The sequence below is a fragment of the Pseudomonas sp. J380 genome (assembly GCF_009827115.1).
GTDB lineage: Bacteria > Pseudomonadota > Gammaproteobacteria > Pseudomonadales > Pseudomonadaceae > Aquipseudomonas > Aquipseudomonas paracarnis.
In genome coordinates this window covers 20620-34741 of sequence record NZ_CP043060.1, presented here as the reverse complement: position 1 = coordinate 34741, position 14122 = coordinate 20620, and the positions used below count along the sequence as shown (strand labels likewise).

Annotated in this window: 11 protein-coding genes and 4 tRNA genes; 1 reads left to right on the top strand and 14 read right to left on the bottom strand. The window is 58.9% G+C overall.

Annotated features, from left to right (window positions below; translation table 11 throughout):
* Positions 1-6: 6 nt before the first annotated feature.
* The 3 genes from FXO12_RS00155 to FXO12_RS00145 all read right to left on the bottom strand — a co-directional run bounded on the left by FXO12_RS00155 (position 7) and on the right by FXO12_RS00145 (position 1889).
* Positions 7-624 (bottom strand): hypothetical protein, encoded by a 618-nt coding sequence (locus tag FXO12_RS00155; protein ID WP_160049350.1) that lies wholly within the window; start codon positions 622-624, stop codon positions 7-9.
* Complete coding sequence (locus FXO12_RS00150; protein WP_160049348.1) at positions 596-1528, bottom strand: hypothetical protein; 933 nt, start codon at positions 1526-1528, stop codon at positions 596-598. The genes FXO12_RS00155 and FXO12_RS00150 overlap by 29 nt, the downstream gene beginning before the upstream one ends.
* A gap of 284 nt (positions 1529-1812) precedes the next feature.
* Positions 1813-1889: transfer RNA gene (locus FXO12_RS00145), tRNA-Val, on the bottom strand.
* Positions 1890-2073: 184 nt separating this feature from the next.
* Here FXO12_RS00145 and FXO12_RS00140 point away from each other — a divergent pair.
* The gene (locus FXO12_RS00140) at positions 2074-3357 is read left to right on the top strand and encodes an FAD-binding oxidoreductase (protein WP_057977629.1); all 1284 of its coding nucleotides are present in this window, start codon (positions 2074-2076) and stop codon (positions 3355-3357) included.
* A gap of 136 nt (positions 3358-3493) precedes the next feature.
* Here the strand turns inward: FXO12_RS00140 and FXO12_RS00135 are convergent, their stop codons facing one another.
* The 11 genes from FXO12_RS00135 to FXO12_RS00085 form a co-directional block, all read right to left on the bottom strand.
* Positions 3494-4465, bottom strand: a complete 972-nt coding sequence (locus FXO12_RS00135) for an XdhC family protein (protein ID WP_054898769.1) — start codon at positions 4463-4465, stop codon at positions 3494-3496.
* A gap of 1 nt (position 4466) precedes the next feature.
* On the bottom strand, positions 4467-5702 hold the full coding sequence (locus tag FXO12_RS00130; protein ID WP_034128254.1) for a cytochrome c: 1236 nt from the start codon (positions 5700-5702) through the stop codon (positions 4467-4469).
* A 2-nt stretch (positions 5703-5704) separates the two neighbouring features.
* Positions 5705-6244 (bottom strand): (2Fe-2S)-binding protein, encoded by a 540-nt coding sequence (locus tag FXO12_RS00125; protein ID WP_054922414.1) that lies wholly within the window; start codon positions 6242-6244, stop codon positions 5705-5707.
* Complete coding sequence (locus FXO12_RS00120) at positions 6237-9068, bottom strand: xanthine dehydrogenase family protein molybdopterin-binding subunit (protein ID WP_057977627.1); 2832 nt, start codon at positions 9066-9068, stop codon at positions 6237-6239. The genes FXO12_RS00125 and FXO12_RS00120 overlap by 8 nt, the downstream gene beginning before the upstream one ends.
* 388 nt (positions 9069-9456) lie before the next feature.
* Positions 9457-9533, bottom strand: a tRNA-Asp gene (locus tag FXO12_RS00115).
* A gap of 105 nt (positions 9534-9638) precedes the next feature.
* Positions 9639-9715: transfer RNA gene (locus FXO12_RS00110), tRNA-Asp, on the bottom strand.
* A gap of 55 nt (positions 9716-9770) precedes the next feature.
* Positions 9771-9846 (bottom strand) — tRNA-Val (locus tag FXO12_RS00105).
* Between the two features lie 107 nt (positions 9847-9953).
* Complete coding sequence (locus FXO12_RS00100; RefSeq protein WP_003192533.1) at positions 9954-10718, bottom strand: SDR family oxidoreductase; 765 nt, start codon at positions 10716-10718, stop codon at positions 9954-9956.
* An 11-nt stretch (positions 10719-10729) separates the two neighbouring features.
* Positions 10730-11941 (bottom strand): O-succinylhomoserine sulfhydrylase, encoded by a 1212-nt coding sequence (locus FXO12_RS00095; RefSeq protein WP_057977625.1) that lies wholly within the window; start codon positions 11939-11941, stop codon positions 10730-10732.
* Positions 11942-12006: 65 nt separating this feature from the next.
* The gene (gene purF / locus FXO12_RS00090) at positions 12007-13512 is read right to left on the bottom strand and encodes an amidophosphoribosyltransferase (protein ID WP_003192537.1); all 1506 of its coding nucleotides are present in this window, start codon (positions 13510-13512) and stop codon (positions 12007-12009) included.
* 41 nt (positions 13513-13553) lie between these two features.
* Positions 13554-14111: a CvpA family protein gene (locus FXO12_RS00085; protein WP_003192538.1), complete on the bottom strand. Its 558-nt coding sequence runs from the start codon at positions 14109-14111 to the stop codon at positions 13554-13556.
* Positions 14112-14122 lie beyond the last annotated feature (11 nt).

Sequence of the window (14122 nt, the reverse complement as noted above, 5' to 3'; positions counted from 1 at the left end):
AACCCCCTATTGCAGGGGGGTTCCATTACGGTCAGCCTCCATTTTTTGACGACTTTTTTCATCAAGATGATCGAACATTGTCCCAAGATTCTTCTTAATCAAAAACAGTGACAACATCAAGAAACAAACCGCAACAACGACAAGAAAGAAGCATATCATCACTGCAGGAATATTTTTAAATAGCCCCACAGTAAGCTGGGCTACAGACGCGATAAAACAAAAAGCAATTGTATAAAAAATAATATTACTTAACCGACGAAGAGGGTAAAACAAAGTATCATATTTTGCAGCACCGTTCAGCATAAGGCCATCTAGCCATTTCTTCTCATACGCCGCAGAGTCATAAACCTCCTTTTTCATATTTACAATAATGAAGGTCTTGGCCGACATTAAGAAACCACCTAGCGCAAGAAAGCCGGTAAAAAAACTTCCTCGCAAATTGCCAGCATAGAACTCATATATCCTTCGAGTGGTTCCGGGCGGAAGCAAAATAAAGTCAACTAAACTAGAGGGGCTCGTAGCTAGCAGGATAACAGCCGCGTACAAAACCATTGTAATAATAATAGCGGTAGGTATTACCCACCGCTCCTTTAGATTAATTCGCAACTTTTTTTGTGAATACATGAGCGTACTCCTTTTCGCACTTATCCATAAGCACTTTAATCAGATCACATTTGCTCGCGTCAGCCGAGTCAAACGTGGCTAGCCCTTTCATGAAAATGTCATATGGCATCTCGCCGAAATTAACGGGAACGTCCATAAGCTTAACGGAAAAAGGTTCATCTTCATCATCAAGAACCTCGACTCTACCGCTCCTATCCTTAACCGACGACATCATGTTCTGAATCCCTTTGATAATCAAATGGGAATCTACAGTGCTGTCAAAACTAACATGATGACGAACCTTGGACACCATGCCAAGAAGTGGAAAATCGTCATTAGCGAGAGCTTCAACTGATGCGACCTCATACTTGAAGGACCGAATTTCTTTGTATTTGGCCAAAACCTCTTCAATATCCCTAGCCTGGACTAACATCTCAAAAGCCAAGCCATGAAAAAAGCGACTATTGACTGCTTTCTCTTGCTTCGCAGGAGCCTTATCTGGCAATTTCGCAAGTTCAACCTTTCTTTTAGCCTCAAGATCCCTTCGATATTGAGATGTGACCATTGAAGCAAAGTTTGAAAGCGTACAAGCACCATAATGATACTGATACATGCCAAATCCATTAAGCTTATTTATAACCCAAAAATTAAACTCTGCGATTTGCTCAAGGTCTGCAAGATCAGAGATCTTAACTTTGACCTGACCTTGATCGTTCACCAGCGAAGCATAGCTTCTCTGATCCTTAAGGGTAATAACGACACCACAAAAGAAATTATCACTTTGATCAACTATAATACGACGAACATTCCCAGATTTTAGGGAGAACTCTATATTCTTGCCAACTAGAGAATTCAGGAAGTCACAGAGCGGTATGTCACTTTTCGCGGTCGAAAAAGAGAAACCAAAATTTTTTGATATGTACATCTAAATTCACTTCCCTATGACACTGATTTGCTTAGCAAACGCCAGATGGTTCCAGCGATTGCAATCATGTTTTGAGCACGCGTTGAGACCACATACCAAAGCGCCATCATACCCATCCTGGCGAGAGATCAGAACTGGATGTACTTACAGCAGATCAGTTATAGAGCATAAGTCAGTTGGGGGTTTTGCAAAAGTTTTGCAAAAGTTTTGCAAATCGCAGAAAGCAAAAAGGGGTCACCGTTTCCGATGACCCCTCTAGACCGCCCAGCAGAGCGGATTTTGTTTGGTAGGCGCGATTGGACTCGAACCAACGACCCCCACCATGTCAAGGTGGTGCTCTAACCAACTGAGCTACGTGCCTGCTGTGAGGCGGCATTCTACGGAATTCCGAAGGGGTGTCAACATCTTTTTTGCAGCTAACCCTATGAATATGCGAATTTTTTATTTGCGCCGGGTACACCCGTGATTTTCGGGTGGCTGGCAGGCAATTTTCAACTCAGGTAGGATCGGCGCACTCGTAAAAAATATAAAACAGAGGTTCCAGGATGGCGAACACCCCCTACCCCCAGTCGTATTACGCCGCTTCCGCGAATGCAGTTCCGCCCCGTCCTGTGTTGCAAGGTGAAGTCGAGACCGATGTGTGCGTGATCGGGGCCGGCTATACTGGGCTTTCCAGTGCGCTGTTTTTGCTGGAGAGCGGCTTTCGCGTTACGGTGCTGGAAGCCGCCAAGGTCGGTTTTGGTGCCTCGGGCCGCAACGGTGGGCAGATCGTCAATAGTTACAGCCGCGATATCGACGTGATCGAGCGCAGCGTCGGGCCTCACCAGGCGCAGTTGTTGGGGCAGATGGCGTTTGAAGGCGGCAGGATCATCCGTGAGCGCGTGGCCAAGTATCAGATCCAGTGCGACTTGAAGGACGGTGGCGTGTTCGCCGCCCTCAACAGCAAGCACATGGGCCACCTGGAGTCGCAAAAGCGTCTGTGGGAGCGCTACGGCCATACGCAACTGGAGTTGCTGAACGAGCGCCGCATCCGCGAGGTGGTGGCCTGTGACAACTATGTGGGGGGTTTGCTGGACATGAGCGGTGGCCATATCCACCCGCTCAACCTGGCGCTCGGTGAAGCCGCGGCTGTGGAATCCCTGGGCGGCACGATCTATGAGCAATCGGCAGCGGTGCGCATTGAGCGCGGTGCCAATCCGGTGGTACACACCGCCGAAGGCAGGGTCAGGGCCAAATTCATTATCGTCGCGGGGAACGCTTACCTGGGCAATCTGGTGCCGGAGCTAGCGGCCAAGTCGATGCCGTGCGGCACCCAAGTGATCACCACGGCGCCACTGGGCGATGAAGTAGCCAAGACTTTATTGCCACAGGATTACTGTGTCGAGGACTGCAACTACCTGCTCGACTACTACCGCCTCACCAGCGACAAGCGCCTGATCTTCGGCGGCGGCGTGGTCTATGGCGCGCGGGACCCGGCGAATATCGAAGCGATCATCCGACCGAAAATGCTCAAGGCCTTTCCGCAACTGAAGAACGTGAAGATCGACTACGCCTGGACCGGCAATTTCCTGCTCACCCTATCGCGTTTGCCGCAGGTCGGCCGCCTGGGTGACAACATCTATTACTCCCAGGGCTGTAGCGGTCATGGCGTGACGTACACGCACTTGGCAGGCAAAGTACTGGCGGAGGCCTTGCGAGGTCAGGCTGAGCGTTTTGATGCGTTTGCGGGCTTGCCGCATTACCCGTTCCCGGGTGGGCAAATGTTGCGCACGCCGTTTGCGGCGCTGGGGGCTTGGTACTACGGGTTGCGGGATAAATTCGGGATGTAAACACAGGCAGACTGTGGCGAGGGAGCTTGCTCCCGCTGGGCTGCGAAGCGGCCCCAAAAGCCTGGGAGCGCTACGCACTCCAGCGGGAGCAAGCTCCCTCGCCACATTTACATCAAGCCTTCAAGCAAAGATGCGCTCAGAGCTGGTCGCGAGCAATCCCGCTACGAATCCGTACGATATCCGCCAATACCGCCAACGCAATTTCCGACGGCGTCCTGCTGCCCAGGTTAAGCCCGATAGGCGCGTGTATCCGCGCCAGTTCAGGCTCCCCCAACCCACCGATGCGGCGCAGTCGCTCAAAGCGCTTCTGCGAGGTCTGCAACGACCCCATCACGCCAATGTAGAACGCGTCGGTACGCACCGCTTCCATCATCGCCAGATCGTCGATACGCGGGTCATGCGTCAGCGCAACCACCGCCGTATCACGGTGACAGCCGCCGTCGGCAATAAACACCGACGGCAACTGGCGACGAATCTCCACGCCATTGAGCACCACGCCTTCGAGCACTTCATCACGTGGGTCGCAGAGAATCACTTCAAACCCAAGGCCGACTGCAAACTCGGCACACGCCTGCGCCACGCTGGAGTACCCAGCCAGCAATAAACGCTGAGCCGCACCGACGCGGATGCGCACCCGCTCACTGTCACGCTCGATGCGCACGCCCTGCTCACAATCAGCGACCAGGCTGCGCGCCCCGCTGGCCAGGTCGACTTGGCGAATCAAGCGGCGCTGCCCGAGCAGCGCCGACTCCACTTCACGTAGGTGCGCCTGCACCTCGCAGTCAGGCTCGAACTTCTCAACCAATACATCGAGAATGCCGCCGCAGGGCAGGCTGACCCGCGAGCGCGGATCGTCCCCTGCGCCGTAGCGCACCACGTTGACCGCAGCGAAAAACGCACCTTCGGCGACGCGTTCGAGAAAGTCTTCCTCGACGCAACCACCCGACAACGACCCAATCCACTGCCCAGCGGCGTTCACCGCCAGCAGCGAACCCGGCGCCCGCGGCGCCGAGCCGTAGGTGGCCAGCACCGTACAGAGCCAAATGCGCTGCCCCGCCACCGACCACGCCAGCGCCCGTCGTATCACCTGCAGATCCAGATGCTGCATGTCAGTGCGCCTTGTGCTCGATGGACGGCGCCTCAGCCTGCAGCTTCTGCACATCGCTCACCGCCAGCTCCGCCGATTGCCCGCCCCAGCCTTGGCGCAGGTAATTGATCAGATCGGTGAGTTGTTCCGGGCTGAGTTTTCCCGCGAAGCCCGGCATCGGTTGCATGTGCTCGAACCCGGAGAACTTCTGCTCGCCAATCCCGTCCTCGATCACCCGCACCAGGTTGCGCGGGTCTTCCAGACGCAGCGTGGTGTTGCCGCGCATCGCCACCGCGATGTGCGGCTTGCCTTCACCATCGGCGGCATGGCAACCGGCACAGACGTTCAGGTATTCCTGGCGGCCGCGCTGAGCGCTCGGGCCAAGGTGTTCCACCGGCACTTCGACCAGCGCCTTGGCTGCGGGCGGTTTATCACCGAGCAGGAAGGTCGCCATCGCGGCCAGGTCCGTATCGCTCAGGCCCTGGGTGCTGTTGTGGAACACCGGGAACATCTCGTTGAACATCGTCCCTTGGGCGCTCATGCCGTGCTTGAGGAAGGTGGCCAGGTCCTGCTCATTCCAGCCGCGTGCGGCCAGGTCGGTGGCGAGCAGGCTGGGCGCCAGATAGCCATTGAGGATGCCGCCGGTCAGGCGCTTGTCTAGCTCCATCGCACCGGGCAGGCCACGTGGCGTGTGGCATTCGCCGCAGTGGCCGAGCACTTCGACCATGTACTGGCCGCGCTTCCAGGCTTCGCTCTTGCCTTCGGCCGGTTCCAGTTTCAGCGCTTTGCCGTACAGCACGTTCCAGCCCATCAGGCCCAGGCGCACGTTGAAGGGAAAGCTCAGGCTCGTGACCGGCGCTGCGCGCTCGATCGGCTCGATGGTTTTGAGGTACGCATGAATGGCGTCCGAGTCTTCACGCGGCATCAGGTGGTACGAGGTGTAGGGCATCGCCGGATACAAGTACGCACCGTCGCGACGCTTGCCCTCGGTCAACGCAGCGAAGAACTCGTCATCGCTGTACAAGCCGATGCCGTGTTCTTTGCTTGGCGTGATATTGGTGCCATAGATGGTGCCAAACGGCGAGACAATCGGCAGGCCGCCGGCAAACGGCGCGCCGCCCGGTGCAGTGTGGCAGGCCATGCAGTCAGCGGCGCGGGCGAGGTATTCGCCGCGCTTGGCTTGATCATCAGCGTGGGCAAACAATACCGGCGCGGCCAGGCCGACCGCCAAGGCCAGGCGGGTCAGAAAAAGCTTCATGCTTAACCCTCCTTGACCAGGCCGAGATCGGTCAGCACGTTGCGGGTGGCGTTGTAATAACGCACGTACCCGGTACAACGGCAGACGTGATGACCGAGGCTGTCCTCGATGACTTGTTCCAGCTTGCTGTACACGGTCGGCTGGCGTTGCAGTTTCTCCACCAACACGGTCGCCGCGTTGACGAAGCCCGGCGCGCAATAGCTGCACTGAAAGGCGAACTCATCCACGAAGCGCTGCTGGATCGGGTTGAGCTCAGTGACCTGGCCCGACTCATCGCGCTTGGCGTGGCCTTCGATAGTGCGCACTTGCTTGCCTTCGAAGTAATGCGCGCCGGTGATGCAGGTGCGCACTTCTTCGCTGGTGCCGTCCGGGTTGTCGACGATCACCACACAGGCGTGGCAAATGCCTTGGCCGCAGCCCAGCCGCGAGCCCGTGAGGTTTTTGTATTCGTGCAGGTAGTCGATCATCGGCAGGTCATCAGGGATGTCCACCGGGCCGACGGGTTGACCATTGAGGGTCAGTTGAAGCGGACGGTTAGCCATTGAGGGCCTCCTTGATGCGTGCAGCCGTGATTGGCAGGTCGCGAACACGTTTACCGATGGCGTGTGCCACCGCATTACCGATGGCCCCGACAATCGGGATCATCACCACTTCAGCGATACCTTTGGACGGGTCGCTTGGCGACAGCGCCGGCAGAATCTCCGAGGTCTGTTTCCACACGGCAACGTGACGCGCCATCGGCAGACGGTAGCGGTTGAAGTTCCAGTCGCCCTCCCCCGGCCCGCCTTCGTACAACGGCATTTCCTCCATCAAGGCGTGACCGATGCCCATGGCCACTCCACCTTCGAGCTGGCCCTTGACCAACTCTTCAACCAGCACACGCCCGCACTCGACCCACGAATGGTGATTGAGCACTTCGACCTGCGCTGAACCCTTGTTGACCTTCAACTCGACCAACGTGGCGACGGGGCTGTAGTACGTCACCGCAGCGTTATTCAACTGGGTGGCGGGATAGCTGACGTTCTGGCGATCGAGCAGGTGGAAACCGGCAGTGCTCATCAGCGCGTGCTTGGCTTTCGGTGCGCCATCGCCGTATTTCACCGCCAGACCGTCGAGCGGCAGGCGCTCGCGCACGCCGTCGATGCTGTACTCAGCCTCGGCCCAGCTCCAGCGGTTGAACCCGTGGACCGTGGCAGCGGTGACCAGGCCGCGCTCATGAGCGCGCCTGGCCAGTTCTTCAAAGCTCAATGGCTGCATGCCGTTGGCGGTGAGCTTGCCGTCCACCCAATGTGCGTCTTCGCGGCGTACCACATAGGGGTTGGCCTGGCCGCCGAACGGGCCCTGGCGCCAGATCTCTAGCGCCGCTGGCCACAGGCCGTGGTTGAACAGCACACGCGCCGCTTCGCGGGTGGCGTGGCTGAAGTAGTACGCCGAGTTGGTCGCCGAAGACGCCGACGCGAGCTTGCCCACCCAACGCGGGTTACGCAGCAGGTTGTCCTGCTCGGCCTGGCTCATGGTGTAAGGGTTGCCGCCGGTGACCAGTTGCATTTCCTGCCATTGTGTTTCGCCGGTCTTCACTTCGTGGGCCGGGCTGCCGAGGAAGTCGGCAACCACCAGCGACTGCGAAGTGGACATGCCGGTGCCGATTTCGATTCCGATGTGGCGCAGGCTGATGCGACCGTCAGCGCTGAATTCAACACTGGCCATCGGCGCTTCGGAACCGGTGCCGAAGTCTTTCTGGCAGATGGCAAAACCGACGCCATACCAGTTATCCGGGTCTGCGGCTTCGCGTTGTTGCTTGATCGCGTCACGGTTTTTCCACACGTCGTGCACAGCGGCCTTGTCGAGAATTTCGTGCAGCCGCAACGCACCGGCAGGGATCGCGCCCTGGGTGTTCTTCATGCCCGAACGCAGTGCGTTCTTGCGCCGCAGCTCAATGGCATCCACACCGAGACGACCGGCGATTTCGTCGACCATCATTTCGGTCGCCGCCATGCTTTGCAGGGTGCCGTAGCCCCGCATCGAACCGGCTTCAACGCCACGGGAATGGTACGCGGTGACTTGCAGGTCGTTCTGCGGCATGTAGTAGATCGACTGCGCCGCCGTGGCGCCGACCGCAGCCACCGACGGGCTGTAGTTGATCCGGCCACCGCCGTCGACGCTCATGTCGGCGAGGAAGATTTTGAAGCTGTGGTCGTTCTTGTCGACCGCCAACTGATAGCGGATATCGAACGGGTGACGCTTGATGCCGCTCTGGAATTGCTCGTAACGGTCGTTGGCCAGGCGCACCGGCACACCGGCGCCATACAACGCAGCGAGGGCGGCGTAGTAGACAAAAATGTTGTGGTCTTTGGAACCGTAACCCACGGTGTAACCGGGGTGCATATTCAGGTGGGCCAGGCCGAAGCGCGACGGCGAGATCATCTTGGCGGTCTCGGTCGCAACTTCCAATGGGCACTGGGTGGCCACCACAAAGTGCAGGGTCTTGGTTGCTGGATCGTACCAACCGTTGCCGTTGTCCGGCTCCATGGCGGCCGGTTCGATCGATGGGGTTTTGTAGCGCTCGTCAAACACCAGCCAGTTGTCCGGTGGCGTGTTGATCTGGCTCTTCATGCGCTCGGCGTAGAACAGCCCGCGCTCGGTCAGGTTGCCGTGCAGGTTCGGCTGGGAATTCCACACTGGGCGACGATTTTTCAGCATCGGGAACAGGATCGAATCCTTGAGGCTGGCGAATTCGTCTTCATCAGCCGAGGTCGGGCCACCCACGCGCACGTAGCGGAAGCTACCGTAGGGGTCACCTTCGTAATACGGCACTTTGGCGCCGTAACGAATCGCCTTGTCATTGAACTTGAGCTTGTTCTTGGCCTGACGGAAACGCTCGAAGTCGTTCCAGATCAGGATCGCCACCGGGTGACCGATGAACATCGGCACTTTGCCCTCGGGTAGCAACGGGTCCGGCGCATGTTCTTCCGGGAAGACGATACCGTCTTTGTCCAGGTCGGTAGCGGTGACAATACGGTCCGGCTGCAGCTCGGCGCCAAGCCACGACAGGTCGTAGCCCGCGTAGATGTGGTCGGCCTTGATGGTTTTGAGCAACATGGCGTGACCTTGCTGCTGGGGCCAGCCAGGCATGTCCTTGGAACGGATGTCGCGGGCAAACACCTTGCTGCCGCAGACTTTCGACAAGGCATCGTTACGCTGGCGCGCCTTGCCGTTATGGCCAAGCCACTTTTCAGACGGCACGGTCACGCTGTTTTCCATCAAGGCAGCCAGCGCCTGGGTGCTGAGCGGCGTGAGCGTGACACTCACACCCGCCACCAGCCCGCCCTGGAGGAACGAGCGCCGGGTTATTTCACGGTTGGACATGGATCATCCTCTGAGCGGTTATAAATCCGCCCTTATGGTTAAGTACACCGAATCTGGAGACTTGCAGAAACCTTTCTCGACGAATCAAAAGGCCATGATGACAGTGCAAAGTTGACCGAAGGGTTAACTTTAAAGGTTTCTGCGCCTGCGGCAAATAACCACATTGAAATTTTTTGACACAAGAACGCAAAACGGCCGACAGAATCGAAATGATCTGTCGGCCGTTTGCCGATAATGAGCGCTGATGGCAGCGAAGAAGATGAGGCTTTTTTTCAAACCCCAGACACAAAAAACCCCGGTCTTTCGACCAGGGTCTTTGCTATCGGATCAAGGTTAGCCAGTGGCTTTCCTTGTGCTTCAAGGCGTTCAGTGGGCCTTGATGCAGATATGGCGCAGCGGACGGGACTCGAACCCGCGACCCCCGGCGTGACAGGCCGGTATTCTAACCGACTGAACTACCGCTGCGTATCGCTTGGCTGATTGAGCATGAACCCTCAACCACCTTTAAACATCTGATCGATCAGCCTTGGCTGTTCAATCTCAAGCCCGACAGATCGAACCTGGAAAATATGGCGCAGCGGACGGGACTCGAACCCGCGACCCCCGGCGTGACAGGCCGGTATTCTAACCGACTGAACTACCGCTGCGCGTCGGTGCAACCTTTAACGTTGCGTCTTGCCCTAGGGCAAAACTCTCAAGAAGTGGTGGGTGATGACGGGATCGAACCGCCGACCCTCTGCTTGTAAGGCAGATGCTCTCCCAGCTGAGCTAATCACCCTTTGCTTCGTTGAGGCCGCGAAATTTACGCAGGTAGCGGACCTAAGTCAATAGCCTGCTTGAAGTTTTTCTGAAAAAGACAAAATGACTTCAAGACAGCTACCCGCCCTACTCGCTGTAAATCATCTTCTTGCTCATGCCGCCGTCCACCACGAACTCTTGCCCGGTGACGAACCCGGCCTGGCGTGACAGCAACCAGGCCACCATCGCCGCCACGTCCTCCACCGTCCCCACCCTGCCCGCCGGATGCTGGGCATGATCGGCGTCGGTGAGCGGCTCTGCACGCCGCGCAGCCGGATCACGTGCGTCGATCCAGCCAGGGCTGACCGCATTGACCCGCACTTCCGGCCCAAGGCTCATGGCCAGGGCGTGGGTCAGGGCCAACAGCCCACCTTTGCTGGCCGCATAGGCTTCGGTGTCAGGCTCGGATTGACGCGCCCGGGTCGAGGCCAGGTTGACGATGGCACCGCCATGGGCACGCAGGTAAGGCGCGCAGTGCTTGGCCAACAGCATCGGCCCACTGAGGTTGACCGCCAGCACCCGATTCCAGTACGCCAGGTCCAGGCTTTCCAGGGTGATATTGCGTGGGTCGGCCACCGCCGCGTTGCACACCAACGCATCCAGGCGCCCGAACTGCCCCAGCACCTCGGCGACACCCTGGGCCACTTGCTTCTCGTCGGCCACGTCCATGGTGATAAACCAGGCATTGTCGCCCAGCACCTTGGATACCTTGGCACCGCGCTCGCGGTCCAGGTCGGTCAGCACCACCTGCCAGCCTTCGCTGATCAGCCACGCGGCAATCCCGAGGCCAATGCCCCGCGCCGCACCCGTCACCAGCGCCACGCGCCCGTTACTGGCCGCTGCGGCCTCCATGGACCACTCGATCACAAGGCCGCCAGCCCGCGGGCCAGGTCTGCCTGCAAGTCAGCGACATCTTCCAGGCCCACCGCAATGCGGATCAGGCTGTCACGGATGCCGGCCGCTTCACGCTCCTGCGGCGCCAGGCGCCCGTGGGAGGTAGTGCTCGGGTGGGTGATGGTGGTCTTGCTGTCACCCAGGTTGGCGGTAATGGAGATCAAGCGCGTCGCGTCGATGAAGCGCCAGGCGCCGTCTTTGCCGCCCTTCACTTCAAAACTCACCACTGCACCGAAACCGCGCTGCTGGCGCTGGGCCAAGGCGTGTTGCGGGTGACTCTTGAGGCCGGCGTAATGCACCTTCTCGATACCGTCCTGCTGCTCCAGCCACTCGGCCAGGGCCTGTGCGTTGGCGCAATGGGCTTTCATGCGCAGGCTGAGGGTTTCCAGGCCTTTGAGGAAGATCCAGGCGTTGAACGGGCTGAGGGTCGGGCCGGCGGTGCGCAGGAAGCCCACCACTTCCTTCATCTGCTCGCTGCGACCGGCCACCACGCCGCCCATGCAACGGCCCTGGCCGTCGATGAACTTGGTTGCCGAGTGCACCACGATGTCCGCACCCAGCTTCAGCGGTTGCTGCAAGGCCGGGGTGCAGAAGCAGTTGTCCACCACCAGCATCGCGCCCTTGGCATGGGCGACTTCGGATAGCGCGGCGATGTCCACCAGCTCAGCGAGCGGGTTGGACGGCGATTCGACGAACAACAGCTTGGTATTGGCCTTGATGGCCGCCTCCCAACCGGACAGGTCCGCCAGGGGCACGTAATCGACCTCAACACCGAAACGCTTGAAGTACTTCTCGAACAGGCTGATGGTCGAGCCGAACACGCTGCGCGATACCAGCACATGGTCGCCGGCGCTGCACAGGCTCATCACCACGGCCAGGATGGCCGCCATGCCGGTGGCAGTCGCCACGGCCTGCTCGGCACCTTCCAGGGCCGCGATGCGCTCTTCAAACGCACGCACGGTCGGGTTGGTGTAGCGCGAATACACGTTGCCCGGCACTTCGCCAGCAAACCGCGCAGCGGCGTCGGCGGCAGTACGAAACACGTAGCTGGAGGTGAAGAACATCGGGTCGCCGTGCTCACCTTCCGGGGTACGGTGCTGGCCGGCGCGCACAGCCAGGGTATCGAAAGCTACGCCATCGAGGTCGCTGTCCAACCGACCGGCATCCCATTCCTGACTCATGCTGCGACTCCTTATTCAATTCTTTGTTTAAGATACAAAACCGGCCCCTCAGGGCCGGTGTTTACTCAGTTGTTATACAGGTCGATGATCGCGCTGACCGCCTGTGTCTTGATCTTCGACGAGTCGTTGCGCGCCTGCTCGATCTTGTTCAGGTAGGCCTCGTCGACATCGCCGGTCACGTACTTGCCGTCGAACACGGCGCAGTCGAACTGCTCGATCTTGATCTTGCCACCGCCAACCGCTTCGATCAGGTCCGGCAGGTCCTGGTAGATCAGCCAGTCGGCGCCGATCAGGTCGGCCACGTCCTGGGTCGAACGATTATGCGCGATCAGCTCATGGGCGCTCGGCATGTCGATACCGTACACGTTCGGGTAACGCACCGCAGGCGCAGCGGAACAGAAGTACACGTTCTTCGCCCCGGCTTCGCGGGCCATCTGGATGATCTGCTTGCAGGTGGTGCCCCGCACGATGGAGTCATCTACCAGCATTACGTTCTTGCCGCGGAACTCAAGCTCGATGGCGTTGAGCTTCTGGCGTACCGATTTCTTGCGCGCAGCCTGGCCGGGCATGATGAAGGTACGGCCGATGTAGCGGTTCTTCACGAAGCCTTCGCGGAACTTGACGCCCAGGTGGTTGGCCAGTTCCAGCGCAGCGGTACGGCTGGTATCCGGGATCGGGATGACCACATCGATATCGTGCTCGGGACGCTCGCGCAGGATCTTCTCGGCCAGCTTCTCGCCCATGCGCAGGCGCGCCTTGTAGACCGAGACGCCGTCGATGATCGAATCCGGACGCGCCAGGTAGACGTGTTCGAAGATGCACGGGGTGAGTTTCGGCGCTACGGCGCACTGACGGGTGTGCAGCTTGCCGTCTTCAGTAATGTAGACAGCCTCGCCCGGCGCCAGGTCGCGGATCAGGGTGAAGCCCAGCACGTCCAGGGACACGCTTTCGGAAGCGATCATGTACTCGACGCCTTCGTCGGTGTGACGCTGGCCGAACACGATCGGGCGAATGCCGTGGGGGTCGCGGAAACCAACGATGCCGTAACCGGTGATCATCGCCACCACCGCATAACCACCGACGCAACGGTTGTGCACGTCGATCACGGCGGCGAACACGTCTTCTTCGGTCGGCTGCAGCTTGCCGCGCTGGGCCAGCTCGTGGGCGAACACGTTGAGCAGCACTTCCGAATCGGAGCTGGTGTTGACGTGGCGCAGGTCAGATTCGTAGATCTCCTTGGCCAGTTGTTCAACGTTGGTCAGGTTACCGTTGTGCGCCAAGGTGATGCCGTAAGGCGAGTTGACGTAGAACGGTTGAGCTTCGGCCGAGGTCGAGCTACCGGCAGTCGGGTAGCGCACATGGCCAATGCCCATGTGCCCGACGAGGCGCTGCATGTGACGCTGATGGAACACGTCACGCACCAGGCCATTGTCCTTGCGCAGGAATAACCGGCCGTCGTGGCTGGTCACAATACCGGCAGCGTCCTGGCCGCGGTGCTGGAGGACGGTTAGCGCGTCATACAGCGCCTGATTGACGTTCGACTTACCGACGATACCGACGATGCCACACATGCGACGCAACCCCTACTTAATGAATCTTGACTGAACACAGCTTACTGAGGCGTTTTGGCCGGTAAGAGGTGCTCCTTGAACGGAAGATCAGCGGGTACGCTGATTCCGCTGGCCAGCCACTGACTGCTCCACCCCAGGATGAGGTTCTTGGACCAGTCTGCAACCAATAGAAATTTTGGCACGAGTACCGACTCCTGCCACCACGAATCCTGCTGTACCGGCCCCAGGCTCAACAGCCCGACCGCCACGACCACCAGCAACGCGCCACGCGCAGCCCCGAAGGCCATGCCGAGAAATCGATCGGTCCCGGAGAGGCCGGTGACACGTATCAACTCGCCAATAAGATAATTGACCATTGCCCCCACCAACAGCGTGGCGATGAACATGATGGCGCAGCCCGCGATGACGCGAGCCGAAGGTGTCTCTATGTACCCGGCCAGGTAGACCGACAGTGAACCACCGAACATCCAGGCTACGACTCCTGCGATGATCCAAGTCAGCAACGACAGTGCTTCTTTTACGAAGCCGCGGCTCAGACTGATCAAAGCGGAGATGGCGACGATTGCAACGATCGCCCAATCAACCCAGGTAAATGGCACAGTGCAGCCTA

What these genes read in the sequence shown, in the direction of transcription:
- FXO12_RS00155 (WP_160049350.1), bottom strand. Translation starts at nt 624, where the DNA reads ATGTATTCACAAAAAAAGTTGCGAATTAATCTAAAGGAGCGGTGGGTA.
- FXO12_RS00150 (WP_160049348.1), bottom strand. Translation starts at nt 1,528, where the DNA reads ATGTACATATCAAAAAATTTTGGTTTCTCTTTTTCGACCGCGAAAAGT.
- FXO12_RS00140 (WP_057977629.1), top strand. Translation starts at nt 2,074, where the DNA reads ATGGCGAACACCCCCTACCCCCAGTCGTATTACGCCGCTTCCGCGAAT.
- FXO12_RS00135 (WP_054898769.1), bottom strand. Translation starts at nt 4,465, where the DNA reads ATGCAGCATCTGGATCTGCAGGTGATACGACGGGCGCTGGCGTGGTCG.
- FXO12_RS00130 (WP_034128254.1), bottom strand. Translation starts at nt 5,702, where the DNA reads ATGAAGCTTTTTCTGACCCGCCTGGCCTTGGCGGTCGGCCTGGCCGCG.
- FXO12_RS00125 (WP_054922414.1), bottom strand. Translation starts at nt 6,244, where the DNA reads ATGGCTAACCGTCCGCTTCAACTGACCCTCAATGGTCAACCCGTCGGC.
- FXO12_RS00120 (WP_057977627.1), bottom strand. Translation starts at nt 9,068, where the DNA reads ATGTCCAACCGTGAAATAACCCGGCGCTCGTTCCTCCAGGGCGGGCTG.
- FXO12_RS00100 (WP_003192533.1), bottom strand. Translation starts at nt 10,718, where the DNA reads ATGGAGGCCGCAGCGGCCAGTAACGGGCGCGTGGCGCTGGTGACGGGT.
- FXO12_RS00095 (WP_057977625.1), bottom strand. Translation starts at nt 11,941, where the DNA reads ATGAGTCAGGAATGGGATGCCGGTCGGTTGGACAGCGACCTCGATGGC.
- purF (WP_003192537.1), bottom strand. Translation starts at nt 13,512, where the DNA reads ATGTGTGGCATCGTCGGTATCGTCGGTAAGTCGAACGTCAATCAGGCG.